The 16015-nt window shown below is 36.6% G+C and carries 18 protein-coding genes; 17 read left to right on the forward strand and 1 reads right to left on the reverse strand.

What is annotated here, in order from left to right; all coding sequences use genetic code 11:
* Positions 1-8 precede the first annotated feature (8 nt).
* From secY to BM143_RS14745, 9 genes are all read left to right on the forward strand, one after another.
* The gene (secY, locus tag BM143_RS14705; protein WP_034725974.1) at positions 9-1388 is read left to right on the forward strand and encodes a preprotein translocase subunit SecY; all 1380 of its coding nucleotides are present in this window, start codon (positions 9-11) and stop codon (positions 1386-1388) included.
* 3 nt (positions 1389-1391) lie between these two features.
* Positions 1392-1607 (forward strand): translation initiation factor IF-1, encoded by a 216-nt coding sequence (infA, locus tag BM143_RS14710; protein ID WP_027381317.1) that lies wholly within the window; start codon positions 1392-1394, stop codon positions 1605-1607.
* 63 nt (positions 1608-1670) lie between these two features.
* Positions 1671-1787: a 50S ribosomal protein L36 gene (gene rpmJ / locus BM143_RS14715; protein ID WP_007839480.1), complete on the forward strand. Its 117-nt coding sequence runs from the start codon at positions 1671-1673 to the stop codon at positions 1785-1787.
* 9 nt (positions 1788-1796) lie between these two features.
* On the forward strand, positions 1797-2174 hold the full coding sequence (gene rpsM / locus BM143_RS14720) for a 30S ribosomal protein S13 (protein WP_002983260.1): 378 nt from the start codon (positions 1797-1799) through the stop codon (positions 2172-2174).
* Between the two features lie 12 nt (positions 2175-2186).
* Positions 2187-2576, forward strand: coding sequence for a 30S ribosomal protein S11 (rpsK, locus tag BM143_RS14725; RefSeq protein WP_027387198.1), 390 nt, complete (start codon positions 2187-2189; stop codon positions 2574-2576).
* A 19-nt stretch (positions 2577-2595) separates the two neighbouring features.
* Positions 2596-3204 carry a 30S ribosomal protein S4 gene (gene rpsD, locus BM143_RS14730; protein ID WP_034725972.1) on the forward strand — a complete coding sequence of 203 codons (609 nt, stop codon included), beginning with the start codon at positions 2596-2598 and terminating at the stop codon, positions 3202-3204.
* 33 nt (positions 3205-3237) lie between these two features.
* Positions 3238-4233: a DNA-directed RNA polymerase subunit alpha gene (locus BM143_RS14735; RefSeq protein ID WP_034725969.1), complete on the forward strand. Its 996-nt coding sequence runs from the start codon at positions 3238-3240 to the stop codon at positions 4231-4233.
* Positions 4234-4239: 6 nt separating this feature from the next.
* A complete protein-coding gene (rplQ, locus tag BM143_RS14740; protein WP_034725967.1) occupies positions 4240-4764 on the forward strand; it encodes a 50S ribosomal protein L17 in 525 nt (174 codons plus the stop codon).
* A gap of 131 nt (positions 4765-4895) precedes the next feature.
* On the forward strand, positions 4896-5474 hold the full coding sequence (locus BM143_RS14745) for a DUF2272 domain-containing protein (RefSeq protein WP_090025172.1): 579 nt from the start codon (positions 4896-4898) through the stop codon (positions 5472-5474).
* 49 nt (positions 5475-5523) lie between these two features.
* Here BM143_RS14745 and BM143_RS14750 read toward each other — a convergent pair whose 3' ends face one another.
* Positions 5524-5961 (reverse strand): hypothetical protein, encoded by a 438-nt coding sequence (locus BM143_RS14750; RefSeq protein ID WP_090025406.1) that lies wholly within the window; start codon positions 5959-5961, stop codon positions 5524-5526.
* A 65-nt stretch (positions 5962-6026) separates the two neighbouring features.
* On the opposite strand from BM143_RS14750, the gene BM143_RS14755 reads away from it, so the two are divergent.
* The 8 genes from BM143_RS14755 to BM143_RS14795 all read left to right on the forward strand — a co-directional run bounded on the left by BM143_RS14755 (position 6027) and on the right by BM143_RS14795 (position 15949).
* Positions 6027-7886, forward strand: coding sequence for a glycoside hydrolase family 35 protein (locus BM143_RS14755; protein WP_090025174.1), 1860 nt, complete (start codon positions 6027-6029; stop codon positions 7884-7886).
* A 252-nt stretch (positions 7887-8138) separates the two neighbouring features.
* Complete coding sequence (locus BM143_RS14760) at positions 8139-8771, forward strand: response regulator (protein WP_090025176.1); 633 nt, start codon at positions 8139-8141, stop codon at positions 8769-8771.
* A gap of 5 nt (positions 8772-8776) precedes the next feature.
* Entirely contained in the window at positions 8777-9646 is an 870-nt protein-coding gene (locus tag BM143_RS14765; protein WP_090025177.1) for a hypothetical protein, read from the forward strand.
* Between the two features lie 629 nt (positions 9647-10275).
* Positions 10276-11028, forward strand: coding sequence for a sensor histidine kinase (locus BM143_RS14775; protein WP_228430842.1), 753 nt, complete (start codon positions 10276-10278; stop codon positions 11026-11028).
* 99 nt (positions 11029-11127) lie between these two features.
* Positions 11128-11982 (forward strand): trypsin-like serine peptidase, encoded by an 855-nt coding sequence (locus BM143_RS14780; RefSeq protein WP_090025183.1) that lies wholly within the window; start codon positions 11128-11130, stop codon positions 11980-11982.
* A 74-nt stretch (positions 11983-12056) separates the two neighbouring features.
* Positions 12057-13094 carry a YEATS-associated helix-containing protein gene (locus tag BM143_RS14785; RefSeq protein WP_139222052.1) on the forward strand — a complete coding sequence of 346 codons (1038 nt, stop codon included), beginning with the start codon at positions 12057-12059 and terminating at the stop codon, positions 13092-13094.
* Between the two features lie 192 nt (positions 13095-13286).
* A complete protein-coding gene (eno, locus tag BM143_RS14790; RefSeq protein ID WP_034725959.1) occupies positions 13287-14579 on the forward strand; it encodes a phosphopyruvate hydratase in 1293 nt (430 codons plus the stop codon).
* An 83-nt stretch (positions 14580-14662) separates the two neighbouring features.
* Positions 14663-15949 (forward strand): citrate synthase, encoded by a 1287-nt coding sequence (locus BM143_RS14795; protein ID WP_090025186.1) that lies wholly within the window; start codon positions 14663-14665, stop codon positions 15947-15949.
* Positions 15950-16015: the final 66 nt, after the last annotated feature.

The following is a 16015-nucleotide window of genomic DNA, read 5'->3' on the forward strand; positions in this document are numbered from 1 at the left end:
ACTTACTAATGAAAGAATTTATACAAACCCTTAAGAATATTTGGAGCCTAAAGGAATTAAGAGATAAAATTCTCTTTACGTTAGGTATTATCCTTGTGTATAGATTCGCATCTTATATCTCACTTCCTGCAATTAACCTTGCAGAGGTGGGAGATCTCTTAGAGCATTATAAAAATCAAGGCGGTAACAAGCAAGGAGCAGGTCTCCTTGGCTTGCTTTCGTCGTTTACGGGGGGAGCTTTCAGCCACGCTTCCGTAATGGCGTTGGGAATCATGCCTTATATTTCTGCTTCTATTATTGTTCAGTTGATGGGAATGGCTATTCCTTATCTTCAGAAACTTCAGAAGGATGGAGAGTCAGGTAGAAATACATTGAATCAAATTACTAGATGGTTAACGATTGGTGTTTGTCTTGTACAGGCTCCTTCTTATTTAACTTCTATTACTCAATTATTCTTACCATATGCTCAGTTCTCTTCTGCATACTATGTAGAGCCAAATTCTATCATGTTCTGGTTGCCAAGTATTGTTATCTTGGTTGCTGGTTCAGTATTCGCAATGTGGTTAGGTGAGAAAATCACCGACAAAGGTATCGGAAACGGTATTTCCATCCTTATTATGGTGGGGATCCTTTCAAGATTACCTGAAGCATTCGTTCAGGAAATGGCCGTGCAGAACGGAAAAGGAGGAATGGGATCTATTATGATCCTTATAGAAGTAATATTCTGGATGCTGGTAGTTCTTTTAGCAGTGGTATTATCTGTCGCTGTTAGGAAAATTCCAATTCAGTATGTAAGCAGAGCTCAAGCAAGAGGAGGTGTAAACAGAAATCTTATGCAGGGAGCAAGACAGTGGATCCCATTGAAAGTGAATGCTGCTGGTGTAATGCCGATTATCTTTGCTCAGGCATTGATGTTCGTACCAGGATTATTGACGAAATTCGATGAGTCCAATACTTTTCTTGCAGGTTTCAAGAATGTTTTTAGCTGGCAGTACAATGTATTGTTCGCGCTATTAATTATTATATTCTCATTTTTCTATACTGCAATTACAATTCCGGTGAACCAAATGGCTGATGATTTGAAGAGAAATGGAGGTTTAGTACCGAAAGTAAGACCCGGTAAAGAGACAGCTGACTATTTAGATGATATTTTATCAAAAATTACCTTGCCAGGTGCAATATTTTTGTCTATCTTTGCAGTCCTTCCAGCAATAGTGCATGGAAGCTTTGTTCAGACAGATGCGTTCGCCCTATTTTTCGGGGGAACATCACTATTGATTATGGTTGGAGTTATTTTAGATACCGTTCAACAGATTAATACTTATCTGCTGAACCATCATTATGATGGCTTAATGCAGTCTAAATTGTCAAGAACGACTGGATATTAATTTATGGCAAAACAAAAACATATTGAACAAGACGGCGTTATCACGGAAGCACTTTCGAACGCCCAGTTCCGTGTAGAGCTGGAGAATGGGCATATACTTATCGCTCATATTTCCGGTAAAATGAGAATGCATTATATTAAACTTTTACCTGGAGACAAGGTAAAACTAGAAATGTCTCCCTACGATTTATCTAAAGGGAGGATCACATTTAGATATTAAAAACAGCTGCCAAATGGAATGTATGTTCCATTTGGCTCTTGTTGAAAAATAAATACTATCAAAATGAAAGTTAGAGCATCAATTAAAAAAAGAAGCGCTGATTGCAAGATTGTACGCAGAAAAGGTGTACTATTCGTAATCAACAAGAAGAACCCAAAATTTAAACAAAGACAAGGCTAACATTAAATTATGGCGAGAATTGCAGGTATTGATTTACCAAAAAACAAAAGAGGTGTTATCGGTTTAACTTACATCTACGGAGTTGGAAGAAGTACTTCTTCTGAAATCCTTAAGGCTGCCGGTATCAGCGAAGACAAGAAAGTCAACGAATGGAATGACGATGAATTGGCTGCAATCAGAACTTATATCTCAGAAAACGTAAAAGTAGAAGGAGAACTTAGATCTGAAGTGCAATTGAACATCAAGAGATTGATGGACATAGGATGCCAACGAGGAATACGTCACAGACTAGGACTACCTTTAAGAGGCCAGAGAACGAAAAACAACTCTAGAACCCGTAAAGGAAAGAGAAAAACAGTTGCTAACAAGAAAAAAGCAAGTAAATAATCGTTAGGAATTATGGCAAAACAAACTAAAGTAGTTAAAAAAAGAAAAGTAAAAGTTGAAGCTATTGGTGAAGCGCATATTCAAGCTTCTTTCAATAACATCATCATTTCTTTAACAAATAAAAGCGGAGAAGTTATCTCTTGGGCGTCTGCCGGTAAAATGGGTTTCAGAGGTTCTAAAAAGAATACTCCATTTGCTGCTCAAATGGCAGCTGAAAATTGCTCTAATGTTGCTCACGAAGCTGGACTAAGAAGAGTAAAGGTGTATGTGAAAGGTCCTGGTGCAGGTAGAGAATCTGCGATCAGAACAATCCACAATTCAGGTATTGAAGTTAGCGAAATCATTGATGTGACTCCTATGCCGCACAATGGATGTAGACCACCTAAAAGAAGAAGAGTTTAATTTTTAGAATTTACCCATTATGGCAAGATATATTGGACCTAAAACTAAGATTGCTAGAAAGTTTGGTGCTGCAATCTACGGAGATGACAAAAACTTCGAAAGAAGAAAAAACCAACCGCCAGGACAACACGGTCCTAACAAAAGAAGAGGTGCTAAGAAATCAGAATATGCAGTTCAGCTAGCTGAAAAGCAAAAAGCTAAATATACTTACGGTATTTTAGAAAAGCAGTTTGCTAACTTATTTGAAAAAGCACACAGAAGTAAAGGTGTAACAGGTGAAGTTCTATTACAGCTTTGTGAATCAAGATTGGATAACGTAGTATTCAGATTAGGTTTTGCTAAAACAAGATCTGCTGCTAGACAGTTAACTTCTCACAGACACATTACTGTGAATGGTGAGATCCTTAACATTCCTTCTTATTTAGTAAAAGCAGGTGATGTGATCGCTGTAAGAGAGAAATCTAAATCTCTTGAGGTTGTTACTGATTCATTAGCTTCTAAAGCTAATTATGAGTGGTTACAATTCAACGATGAGAAGAAAGAAGGTACTTTCGTTTCTGCTCCTGAAAGAATCCAAATTCCGGAGGACATCAAGGAACAGCTTATCGTCGAACTTTACTCTAAATAATTTTTTAATCAAATTTTTGCTCAACCCAATAATATGGCAATTTTACAATTCATAAAACCCGATAAAGTAATTTTACTTAACTCTGATGAATTTAAAGGTCAATTCGAATTCAGACCATTAGAACCAGGTTTCGGGCTTACAATCGGTAATGCTTTGAGAAGAGTGTTGCTTTCTTCTCTGGAAGGATATGCTATTTCATCTATCAAAATAGAAGGTGTAGAGCACGAATTTTCAACTATTCCAGGAGTAATCGAAGATGTTACCGAAATTATTCTTAACCTTAAGCAGGTAAGATTAAAAGCTTCAGCAGAAGGCCAGGCCAACGAGCAGGTAATTGCTAAAGTATCAGGTCAGACGGTTATTACTGCTGGTGATTTAGGTAAGTCTATCAACGGATTTGAGGTGCTGAACCCGGATCTTTTGATCTGCAACCTGAACAGTGATGTAACTTTCGAAATCACTTTCAATATTGAAAAAGGTAGAGGGTATGTTCCTTCAGAACAAAATAAGTCAAACAATGCTCCTGTAGGAACTATTGCTATTGACTCTATTTTCACGCCAATTAAGAAAGTACAATACAGCATTGAAAATTATCGTGTAGAGCAAAAAACAGACTACGAAAAACTTGTATTAGATATAGAAACTGATGGTTCCATCAGTCCTCAAAATGCTTTAACTGAAGCTTCTAAGATATTAATTTATCACTTCATGTTGTTCTCTGATGAGAGAATCACACTTGAAACGGAAGCTGTAAAAGCATCTATCCAATATGATGAAGAAACACTTCACACAAGACAATTACTTAAGTCTAAATTAGCAGATATGGATCTTTCAGTAAGAGCCCTTAACTGTCTGAAAGCAGCTGAAGTAGAAACTCTTGGAGAACTTGTTTCTTACAGTAAGTCTGATTTGATGAAATTCAGAAATTTTGGTAAAAAATCTTTGACAGAACTAGAAGAATTAGTGCATTCAAAAGGTCTTAACTTCGGTTTCGACGTTGCAAAATATAAGTTAGACGCTGATAAATAATTAATAATGAGACACGGTAAAAAATTCAATCACTTAGGAAGAACAGCTTCTCATAGAAGTGCTTTACTTTCTAATATGGCTTGTTCTCTAATTGAGCATAAAAGAATCAACACTACTGTAGCTAAAGCTAAAGCTTTAAGAGTATATGTTGAACCTCTATTAACAAAGGCAAAAGAAGATACTACACACAATAGAAGAATTGTTTTTTCATATCTTCAAAGTAAAGAAGCAGTTACTGAACTTTTCAGATCAGTAGCTCCTAAAATCGCAGAAAGAAACGGTGGATATACAAGAATCATCAAGACTGGATTCAGACAAGGTGATGCTGCTGACATGGCTCTTATCGAGCTAGTTGATTTCAACGAACTTTACAATCCTAATGCTGAAGAGAAAAAGACTACAAGAAGAAGTAGAAGAGCTACAACTGCTAAAAAAGAAGCTGTAGTTGCTGATGCTCCTAAAGTAGAAGAAAAAGTTGAAGAGCCTAAGGCTGAAGCAACAGACTCTACAGAAGAGAAAACTGAAGAATAATATTTCATTCAGATATAAATGAAAAGCCATCCGGATTCCGGATGGCTTTTTTATTACACAAAAGGGGTATTGTAGGAAGTAGAGTGGAGATCTAATTTTGTTCCACTAATCAATCAACAAAATCTAATACCATGGCTATTACCCCTTTTACTAAAAAACTCGTTGAGACTGCTCAACAGCAATACCAACTTTATAAAAGTATGGATGAAGCAGATGAAAAACTCTGCAAACAAATCCGTAAATACTACACAGATCTGGGCTTTACTTTTACAAGCTGCGTAGATGAACCGTGGTCTGCCGTTTTTATTTCATGGTGTGTCCTGAAAGGAGGTGCCAACGCTACGGAATTTAAATTCTCTGTGGCACATTCTAAATTTGTATATAAAGCCATTCAAAATGCTACTCAGGCAGCAGGCGTTTTCAGGGCAAGAAAACTGAATGAATACAAACCTAAAATTGGTGATATCATCCATAACAACCGGGGAAATTCAACGTTTGATTATGAGTACGCAAAAAACCACGAAAGCTACCAGTCCCACTCTGCCATTGTAGTTGAAGTAGGAGAAGACAGCGGTGGAAGATATCTGCTTACAGTAGGTGGAAACGAAAGTGATTCTGTGCGAATGAAAGAAATTCGGCTCGATAAGAATGGATTTATCAAACAAAGAAGTATCAATCCCTATATCTCAATTATTGAAACCTTAAAGTAGAGATCAGATGATATGAAAAACCCTCATGAAAATGAGGGTTATTTTTTTGTTATATTTTCGTTCTTTTCAGTTCAATCACATTATTCCCTTGTTCAAGGTGTATGCTATCTCCTTTTACTCTTGCAGTCATATCATCTTTCTGATAGATGGCTTCACCATTCTTAATTTCAGATTTAGGAAGAGTGAATGTTTTTTTGTTGCTTGTAATTGCTACTGTACTTTCCTTAGGATCATTTTTGAAAACTACTTTTACCAATGTTCCATCTGTAGCCTTGTAAACGAAATCTGTTTTTTCTATCTTCTGGCCGTTCACTTCAATGGTGGAAGAACTTTGGGTTACGGAATCTATTTTTCCGTTATTATCCGTGACCACAGTTGTAGAACTATCCATTTTGATCACGTTTTTGTTTCCGCTTTCACTTGATTTTTTACAGCTGATTACGGTCATTGCAAGTATAGCATTCAGTACTATGAGGCTTTTTTTCATGATTTTTAAAGTTTGAGATTTTACTTGAATTTTATTCTTTAATTTTACAAAAATCATGCTATAATATGAAATCTTTTTGTCATTATTTATACATAACTATTTTCTTTTTTACGGTTAATTTAATAGACTCTCAGAAAAGAAATTTCGACATTAAGGATGGCCATTTTTTGTTGGATGGAAAACCTTTTACCATCTATTCAGGGGAGATGCATTATCCCCGGGTTCCGTCAGAATATTGGAAACACCGGTTACAAATGATGAAAGCAATGGGCCTGAATACCGTTACTACATATGTTTTTTGGAATTATCACGAAGAATCACCTGGAAAATGGAACTTTTCAGGTGAAAAAGATTTAAGCAAATTTATTAAAACAGCACAGGAAGTAGGTTTATATGTAATTATCCGTCCGGGACCCTATGTTTGTGCGGAATGGGAATTTGGGGGGTACCCCTGGTGGCTGCAGAAAGATAAAAGTTTGGAAATAAGAACGGATAATAAAGCTTTTCTTAAACAGTGCGAAAATTATATTAATGAATTGGCAGGACAGATTATTCCCCTCCAGATCAATAATGGCGGGCCGGTTATTATGGTTCAGGCTGAAAATGAATTTGGATCTTATGTCGCTCAGCGGAAAGATATTTCACTGGAGCAGCACAGAACATACAGTTATAAAATAAAAGATTTGTTATTGAAATCAGGTCTGTCCGTTCCTTTTTTTACCTCAGATGGGAGCTCGCTGTTTAAAGGAGGTTCTATTGAAGGTGCTTTGCCTACAGCAAATGGAGAGAGTGATATAGAAGTCCTGAAAAAAGTGGTAGATGAATATCATGGAGGTAAAGGTCCGTACATGGTAGCAGAATACTATCCGGGCTGGCTTGATCACTGGGCTGAGCCTTTTCCCAGAGTTTCCGTGGAAGAAGTGGTGAAACAATCAGAATTGTATATCAGTAATAACGTTTCTTTCAACTATTACATGGTTCATGGAGGTACAAATTTTGGTTTTACCAGTGGGGCGAATTACGATAAAGATCATGATATCCAGCCGGATATGACAAGCTATGATTATGATGCACCGATCACGGAAGCAGGCTGGGCAAGTCCGAAATACAATGCCCTGAGAGCTGTGTTTCAGAAAATAAATAAGGAAAACCTTCCGGAAGTTCCGAAGACACCCAATGTTATCACCTTTAAAAATGTAAAATTTTCCAAAACGCTTGCTTTATTTGATATGATAAAAAAGCAAAATTCAGTCAAGGCAGATCGACCCCTTAGCTTTGAAGATCTTGGCATTGGGCACGGCTATGTTCTTTACCGGAGAAAATTTGAAAAAGATGAAAAGGGAAAGCTTGAAATAAAAGGTTTAAGAGATTACGCTAACATTTATGTAAACGGAATTTGGAAAGGAGAACTCAACCGCTATTATAAAAAGTATGATCTTGAAATTGACCTTAAGTCTGGGGATGTCCTGGATATCCTTGTAGAAAATATGGGAAGGATTAATTATGGTGCACAAATAGTTCAGAACCTCAAAGGCATCATAAGCCCGGTAACGATCGGCGAGAACGAGATGGTCAGTCATTGGGAGATGTTTGTCTTACCATTTGATAAAATCCCAGGTATTACGACGCAATCAAAATTTATAGCCGCGAAAACGCCCGTTATCAAGGAAGCTCATTTCAATCTTAATGAAACCGGAGACACTTTTCTTGATATGAGAAACTTCGGAAAAGGAATCGTTTTTGTGAACGGAAAAAATATAGGACGATACTGGAGTAAAGTAGGGCCGCAGTTGACGCTTTATGTTCCCGGAGTATGGTTGAAGAAAGGAAAAAATACCATTCAGGTTTTTGAACAGATCAATGATAAGGATATTCAGGAAATAAGCAGCATTGATACGCCTATTCTTGATCAGCTGGTAAAATAGGTTTTTATTCTGACTGCGACTCAGCATACACGTCCCTGTTTTTCAGGGACGTTTTTATTTTGCGGTTGAAACAGGATAAGTTTGAAACTATTATTAATTATTTAGAATTGATGGTTAAAATCTAAAAAAAATGTTAAATTTAATGATAATAAAAAGTAAACCAATAACCCTGAACTCAAGTCTCAAAATTACACAAAGGTGTAATTGATTCCGCCTTGTTTTCTTACGAAATTTGTCTTAAACAAAAAAACAATGAGCATTTCCATCGCCATAGTAGAAGACGAAAAGAACTACAACAATGCGTTGAAGAAAGTCATCAATTACCAGGATGATATGAAGGTGGCCGCCCAGTTCTTCGACGGGAATGACGCCCTGAAAAATCTCCCAGATATTTCTCCGGATGTAGTGATGATGGATATTCAGCTACAGGACATGCTGGGGATTGAAATCATTGAAAAACTCAGAAGAAAAATGCCGGAAACACAGTTTATTATGTGTACCAGTTTTGAAGACGATGAAAAAATCTTCAATTCTTTAAAAGCCGGTGCTATGGGCTATCTCATCAAAGGAGAAAGTATGGATAAAATCTTATCCTCTATCCGGGATGTCTATAACGGTGGTGCACCTATGAGCCTCTCTATTGCCCGAAGAGTTTTGAGCCACTTCGAAAAAAAACTTCCCGAAACCAAAGATTTTGACGATCTCACTGAACGCGAAAAAGAAATTCTTGAACTTCTTTCACAGGGACTTTTGTATAAGGAAATTGCCGACCAAAAGTTCATCAGCATTGATACCGTAAAAAAACACGTAGGAAACATTTACCGAAAGCTGCATGTCAGTAATAAGGTAGAGGCAATCAATAAATTTAACCATTTTAAAAACTAAGAATTATGAAACCAAATGAAAGACTAGAAAGAACATTAGCATTTATTAAGGAAGGATTAGATTATGATTTGTTAAATACTGATGATTTAGACGTAATTAACAAAGCCTTAATTTCAGACAAAGAAGAGACTGTAAACCTTTGGGCTAATAATAAACTTCACGGTTTAGAGAAGAAACAGCCCCCTAAATTACCAGAAATAATCTTTTCGGATGATTTAGAATTACATTACACTGCTTATGATGGAAGTACAACAAGAATAGATCCGGGTGATGCTAATAATTTTATATTAGAATTTAAAACAGGAGTTAGCCCTATCTTAAACAGACCTCTTAGAGTTAAAAGTGAAATCATTATTAAATTGTTTGAAGATAACTTAATGTTAAAAGGAAAAAAAACAATTGATATTTATCTAACCCAGAATGGTAATAACGTTGTATTTTACATTAAACAAGGTGGACAAATTTTTCAAATTAATGACATGCATGAAATTAATGAAATTTCAGCAGATTTGATAGATTACAATAATCAATTTAATAATGATTTTGGTTCCAAAGCCGATATTTATGTTCATGATCTTTCAGGTGGGAATATATCAAGAAATACAAGAAAATTTGAAATTGGATCAATAATTTATGATGAATTAAAAGCTTCAAAAAAAGAACCGGATACTTCTTGTGTTCTTTTTTATCCGGCAATTTATACATTAGATGATGAAATAGAGCAAGATGTTGATGGACATTTAGTAAAAATGAAACATAAGAATTTAGTGACTTTTGTGATGGTCATTGGGGATTATTATATGTTTAATCTTGAAATAGTTTCACACACAGCATTCTTTGATAGAAATGGTCTTTGCCCTCCTGGAAATTGCTAAATGACTACTCTGGATATTATATATTACTTAATTATAGTAATAAATTTCGTTGTTTCCATAATCTTTGTAAGGTTATGGAAACAATTTTATTTCGTATATTTTTTTGTAATTATTGTCGCAGAGTTTTTAATACTCCTTTTCCCAAATGCACAAAAAATATATAATATTCTGGATATTTTTACTATAATTTTTTTGGGTTTTATTTTTCAGAAAGAAATTAAAAATAAAATTTGGCTAGCAATTATTTCTTTTTCAGCGATCTTATTATCTATATATTTTTTTTCAATAAGTAAAACGCTATATTCAATATATACAGGTGTAATTTGTTGTTTATACATGATCATTATTTCTTTAACTTGGTTTTGTGAAAAAGTAATAAATGAGGAGAAAAACGGGTCATTATTGAAAGAACAATTATTTTGGATATCATCTTCACTACTGTTTTGGGCCGTATTTTATTTGTTCAGAATGACACCGATGTATTGGATTCAATCTGAAGATAAAAATTTTTTAATTGTTCTGAAGTACATATTTCAGGTAGCTACAAATCTATCTTACATTTTGTTTTTAATAGGACTTTTAAGTAAAAGATTATGAAAGTTTTACCAATAGAAATTAAATTGACATATTTGATAGCATTACTGATTGTTACATTCTTTGTTGGTTTTATTATTTTCGTTGTCCTCATGTACAAAAGAAAACAGTTGCTGTATCTCAAAGAACAACAACTTAAAGAAGCAGAATATCAAAACCAGCTCCTTCAAAAAGAGCTTGAAAAACAAAAGTCAATAGAACAAGAGCGGGAACGTATTTCCCATGACATGCATGACGATCTCGGAGCCGGCATTTCAGCCCTGAAACTTCAGGCGGAATTCCTCAAACAGAAGGCTGAAGATGGTGATCTGCAAAATGACATTGACGAACTTCTGAAAACCTCCGAAGAAATGAATCTGTCCATGCGGGAAATGCTTTGGAGTTTAAACTCAGGAAATGATACCCTAGGAAGCTTTATAGATTATGCTGTTCAATACGCGGATAACTTCCTGAAAAAAACGAAAATCAAATTATGGTCAGAAAGTGTAGACATTATTTCTGATACCCCAATTTCCACAGAGCTCAGACGGAATATGTTTTTATGTTTAAAAGAATCTCTGAATAACGCTTACAAACATAGCCGGGCAAATACACTGAAGCTTTCTTTCTCACAGGCGAAAAATGTCTTTTCCATGAAAATTTCAGATGACGGTACAGGAATTCCTGAAGCACATTCGGAAGGAAATGGATTAAGAAATATGAAACGAAGAATGCAGGAGCAAAACGGAGAATGCCAGATTTTAAAAAACGGGCCCGGAACTCAGATACTTTTTAGAGTTACCATATAAATATTGCATAGAGGTCTATTACTTATTCTAATCACCCTTTTGTGTAATTGACATGAGAAATTTTTAACCTGAACTTTACTGAAATAAAAACTAATTACAATGGATAATAATTTTTTTTCAGTATCAAATACAGGTGAGCTGGCAGAGTTTGAAAACAAAACTTTACCATCGCCCTTTGTTCAGGTTGAAGGACTTGATAAAAACACCCTGGAAGAAGTTCAGGGATTTAAATTACGAAATGCAGACTGGCTTGAAGCTCTATCAGATGATATTGTGAATCTTCCGCACATTGATTCGTTCCTGCCGGAAAGTACTTGTGGCAACGATGACAGGGTAATGGTCAACCCTCAGAATATACCGTATAGATACATATGCAGTCTGATTATTACGGCAAGCAATGGAGGACAATACATCGGTACCGGTTTTTTTATTAACAAAAGATGTATCATTACGAGTGGCCACTGCGTTTTTATAAAAAATGCTGGAGGCTGGGTTCGGTCAGTTCAGGTTATTCCCGGTCGCGACGGAGGAAATGCACCGTTTGGATCACAGATCAGTACGAATTTCAGAAGTATGGAAGAATTTATCCGGAATGAAAATTCGGATTTTGATCATGGGGCTATTATTCTTCCGGATAATACACTTTTTAACAGAGTAGGTGGCTATTTTGGTTATTCCGAATTGAAAACTTCTACTCTTCTAAATAATTCTGGATATCCAAAAGATAAACCAAGAGGAACCCAATGGTTTAATGCAGGTATGCCCACTAATGTGACAGATTACAAACTTGAATACATGATAGACACAGAAGGAGGACAAAGCGGGAGCCCTGTTTATGTAAACGCTCCGGTGCGTTCCGTAGTAGGGGTTCACGGGTATGGAGGCTGTCCCAATAAGGCTGTAAGAGTACGAGATTACTTTTTTCAAAGATGGGCTGAATGGGCGAGACTATAATCATGCGCTGATTGTATATGAAACTTATTTAAAAGGAAATAAACTAATACCAATAACCATAAAAACTAATAACCATGTCATTGTATTATATCGCGATCATTATGGCTGCAACAGGTGTTTTTGGAGGAATTGTGAATTACTTCTCAGATGCCAATGCTCAAAAAGAACCTGAAAGTACTACTGTAACCAAGTTACGACACTGGGGAATCTGTATCCTTTTTGGAATAGCAGCGACTGTCCTGGTTCCCTTATTTCTGAAATTTGCAGACAGCAAATTATTGCAGGAAATCTATATTCCGAAAAAGACAGATTCAGGTGATAAGAAATCATCAGGAACGGCCACTGCTAAAACCGCAAATTACAGTTTGGTAAAGGCTGATTCCTTACAAACTACGCCATCAGGTACTGGTACAAATGCATCAACTCAAACCGATCCTAAAGAGCCAAAACCAGAAGAAAAAGCAACAGATTATCTGATCTGGACAGCATATTGCCTGCTTGCTGCGTGTGCCGGAATGAGGTTTATAGATCTGCTGATGTCAAAAATTATCAGTAAAGAAGCTATGAATCAGAAAAATACTGAGATACAGGAACTGAGTAAAGAAATTGAAGGCAAGGAAAAAGAAATGATAACCTCTCTGAATAATTATAAAATAAGTGAATCTATTCAGCTTAAAGATGCCGTGGAAAGGAGTAGCCTGGCTGAGAATGGAATCAATGCACCGGATCAAAGCACATTATTACTCTCATGGCTGCCACCGATTACTCATTCCAATGATCCGCAGAAAGGAAGGTTCGGAGGAAGGAGCAGTGCCAATGGTAAAACGCTTACCGCAGATTATAGCCAGTCCGATCTTCCAGGTGTTCTCAATCTCACCATCAAGGTGTCTTCTGCAGAAGGGGATTTAAACAGCGGTGTTTATTTATTTCTACATAATTCTTTTGCTAAATCCATCATTCATCTTGACGGAAATGGGAAGAAAGAAGTAGAATATAAAATTCCTGCCTATGGAGCATTTACTATAGGCGCAATTACTGATAATGGAAATACCCATTTAGAGCTTGATCTTGAAAGATTAGAGAATTTCCCGAAAGATTTTAGAAACAGATAAGATTAAAAGAAATTAATGCCAAATTTTTAATACCCATTCTCCAATCAATAAGGTTGGAGAATTTTTGAATGATTACCAAATATTAAAGCCCTGTTTTTTTCATCAGGTTAGTTTTTTCATTAAATTTGTGATCAAGTATAATTATTAATAAAACAGCCTGAAGCATGTGCCGATGGTTTAAAACTAAACAATATGAGTGCAATTTCTTTCATAGAAGCGAGACAAATTTTGGATTCCAGAGGTAATCCTACCATTGAAGTAGATGTGTTTACGGAAAGCGGAGCCATGGGACGCGCTGCAGTACCTTCAGGAGCATCTACAGGTGAACATGAAGCAGTGGAATTACGTGACGGCGGTTCAGATTATATGGGTAAAGGCGTCCTGAAAGCTGTTGAAAATGTAAAAGAAATCATTGCAGAAAACTTAATTGGACAACCGGTTTTTGAGCAGAACTTTATCGATCAGATCATGATTGATCTTGACGGAACTGCCAACAAAGGAAACCTGGGTGCTAATGCCATTTTAGGAGTGTCTCTGGCTGTAGCAAAAGCTGCTGCTGCTGAATTGAGAATTCCTTTATACAAATATGTAGGAGGTGTTAATGCCAACACACTTCCTGTTCCTATGATGAATGTGATTAACGGTGGATCTCACTCTGATGCGCCTATCGCATTCCAGGAATTCATGATCATGCCCGTAAAAGCAGAATCTTTCTCTGATTCATTGAGAAAAGGAACTGAAATCTTCCACAACCTGAAATCTATTCTTCATTCAAGAGGTCTTTCTACAGCAGTAGGGGACGAAGGTGGTTTTGCACCTACATTCAAAGGAACTGAAGATGCTTTGGATACATTGCTTCAGGCGATTGAAAAAGCAGGTTACAAGCCTGGTGACGATATCATGCTGGCACTGGACTGTGCAGCTTCAGAATTCTACAAAGACGGAATCTACGATTACAGAAAATTCCAGACTCCGGATGCAGCTCAGTTCTCTAGCAGCGAGCAGGTTTCTTACCTTGCTGAATTAGCCGCTAAATACCCGATTATCTCTATCGAAGACGGAATGCAGGAAAACGACTGGGAAGGTTGGAAAATGCTTACCGATAAAATTGGTGACAGAGTACAGCTTGTAGGTGACGATTTATTCGTAACCAACGTTGAAAGACTGTCAAGAGGAGTGAAAGAAGGTATCGCGAATTCTATCCTTGTCAAAGTAAACCAGATCGGTTCTCTTACTGAAACAATGGATGCTGTACAAATGGCTCAGAACAACAAGTTCACTTCAGTAATGTCTCACAGATCAGGAGAAACTGAAGACGCTACAATTGCTGACCTTGCAGTAGCTATGAACTGCGGACAGATCAAAACAGGATCTGCTTCAAGATCAGACAGAATGGCGAAGTACAACCAGCTGTTGAGAATTGAAGAAGCATTGGGCGATACAGCTTATTTCCCAGGCTTAGATGCATTCAAAATTAAAAGATAATTGAATTTATAAATAACGGCAAGCGATAATTTTTGTTTGCCGTATTTTGTAATAAGTAGTATATTTAGAAAAAAAATAAATAAATGTCAGACAACAAAGTAATATTGAATTACGACGGTAATTCATATGAATATCCAATCGTGGATAGTACTATCGGAGACAGAGGAATTGATATTTCAAAATTAAGAGACCAGACAGGTTTAATCACTCTGGATTTAGGGTACAAGAACACTGGAGCTACTCTTAGCGACATCACTTACTTAGACGGAGATAAAGGAGAATTATTCTACAGAGGTTATCCAATCGAGCAGATTGCTGAGAAATCTAACTTCACAGAAGTAATGTATCTTTTATTACATGGTGAATTACCTACTCAGGACCAGTTCGGGACTTTCAACAACAACATTAAAAAATATAACTTTATAGCAGAGGAGATGAAAAAAATCATCGATGCTTTCCCTCGTTCTGCTCACCCAATGGGAGTTTTATCTTCTTTAACTTCCGCTTTGACAGCTTTCAATCCTAAAGCCGTTAACGTAAACTCTAAAGAAGAAATGGATCACGCTGCAGAATTGATGATTGCTAAGTTCTCTCACCTTTGCGCATGGACGTACAGAAAAACTCAGGGACTTTCTCTTAACCACGGAGATAACAGCCTGAACTACGTAGAAAACTTCTACAAAATGGCTTTCAGATTACCAAACGAAGAATTCGAAGTAAACCCGGTAATTGTTGATGCTCTTGATAAATTATTAATCCTTCACGCTGACCACGAGCAAAACTGTTCTACTTCTACAGTAAGAATGGTAGGTTCTGCTCACACAGGTCTTTTCGCTTCTATTTCTGCGGGTGTTTCTGCACTTTGGGGTCCTCTTCACGGAGGGGCAAACCAGGCTGTAATTGAAATGCTTGAATTGATCGAAAAAGATGGTGGAGACGTTAACAAGTGGGTAGCAAAAGCTAAAGATAAAAATGACAGCTTCCGTCTAATGGGCTTCGGACACAGAGTATACAAAAACTTTGACCCAAGAGCGAAAATCATTAAGAAAGCAGCTGACGATATCCTTAACGCATTAGGAATCCAGGATAAAGCTCTTGATATTGCTATGCAGTTGGAAAGAGTAGCTCTTGAAGACGAGTACTTCGTAGAAAGAAAACTTTATCCAAACGTAGATTTCTATTCAGGTATCATCTACAGAGCATTAGGAATCCCTACAGAAATGTTCACCGTAATGTTTGCATTGGGAAGACTTCCGGGATGGATTTCTCAGTGGAAAGAAATGAGAATCAAAGGAGATCCTATCGGAAGACCAAGACAGGTTTACCAAGGTGCTCAAAAAAGAGATTACATCGATATTACAAACAGATAATCACTGTTTTTATCATAATAAAAATCCCAAAGCTTGCTTTGGGATTTTTTTATTTTACATTGTTGT

The organism is Chryseobacterium oleae (genome assembly GCF_900115055.1).
GTDB lineage: Bacteria > Bacteroidota > Bacteroidia > Flavobacteriales > Weeksellaceae > Chryseobacterium > Chryseobacterium oleae.

What these genes read in the sequence shown, in the direction of transcription:
- eno (WP_034725959.1), top strand. Translation starts at nt 13,287, where the DNA reads ATGAGTGCAATTTCTTTCATAGAAGCGAGACAAATTTTGGATTCCAGA.
- BM143_RS14795 (WP_090025186.1), top strand. Translation starts at nt 14,663, where the DNA reads ATGTCAGACAACAAAGTAATATTGAATTACGACGGTAATTCATATGAA.
- rpsM (WP_002983260.1), top strand. Translation starts at nt 1,797, where the DNA reads ATGGCGAGAATTGCAGGTATTGATTTACCAAAAAACAAAAGAGGTGTT.
- rpmJ (WP_007839480.1), top strand. Translation starts at nt 1,671, where the DNA reads ATGAAAGTTAGAGCATCAATTAAAAAAAGAAGCGCTGATTGCAAGATT.
- rpsD (WP_034725972.1), top strand. Translation starts at nt 2,596, where the DNA reads ATGGCAAGATATATTGGACCTAAAACTAAGATTGCTAGAAAGTTTGGT.
- infA (WP_027381317.1), top strand. Translation starts at nt 1,392, where the DNA reads ATGGCAAAACAAAAACATATTGAACAAGACGGCGTTATCACGGAAGCA.
- BM143_RS14755 (WP_090025174.1), top strand. Translation starts at nt 6,027, where the DNA reads ATGAAATCTTTTTGTCATTATTTATACATAACTATTTTCTTTTTTACG.
- BM143_RS14750 (WP_090025406.1), bottom strand. Translation starts at nt 5,961, where the DNA reads ATGAAAAAAAGCCTCATAGTACTGAATGCTATACTTGCAATGACCGTA.
- BM143_RS14735 (WP_034725969.1), top strand. Translation starts at nt 3,238, where the DNA reads ATGGCAATTTTACAATTCATAAAACCCGATAAAGTAATTTTACTTAAC.
- rplQ (WP_034725967.1), top strand. Translation starts at nt 4,240, where the DNA reads ATGAGACACGGTAAAAAATTCAATCACTTAGGAAGAACAGCTTCTCAT.
- BM143_RS14780 (WP_090025183.1), top strand. Translation starts at nt 11,128, where the DNA reads ATGGATAATAATTTTTTTTCAGTATCAAATACAGGTGAGCTGGCAGAG.
- secY (WP_034725974.1), top strand. Translation starts at nt 9, where the DNA reads ATGAAAGAATTTATACAAACCCTTAAGAATATTTGGAGCCTAAAGGAA.
- BM143_RS14785 (WP_139222052.1), top strand. Translation starts at nt 12,057, where the DNA reads ATGTCATTGTATTATATCGCGATCATTATGGCTGCAACAGGTGTTTTT.
- BM143_RS14760 (WP_090025176.1), top strand. Translation starts at nt 8,139, where the DNA reads ATGAGCATTTCCATCGCCATAGTAGAAGACGAAAAGAACTACAACAAT.
- BM143_RS14765 (WP_090025177.1), top strand. Translation starts at nt 8,777, where the DNA reads ATGAAACCAAATGAAAGACTAGAAAGAACATTAGCATTTATTAAGGAA.
- rpsK (WP_027387198.1), top strand. Translation starts at nt 2,187, where the DNA reads ATGGCAAAACAAACTAAAGTAGTTAAAAAAAGAAAAGTAAAAGTTGAA.
- BM143_RS14745 (WP_090025172.1), top strand. Translation starts at nt 4,896, where the DNA reads ATGGCTATTACCCCTTTTACTAAAAAACTCGTTGAGACTGCTCAACAG.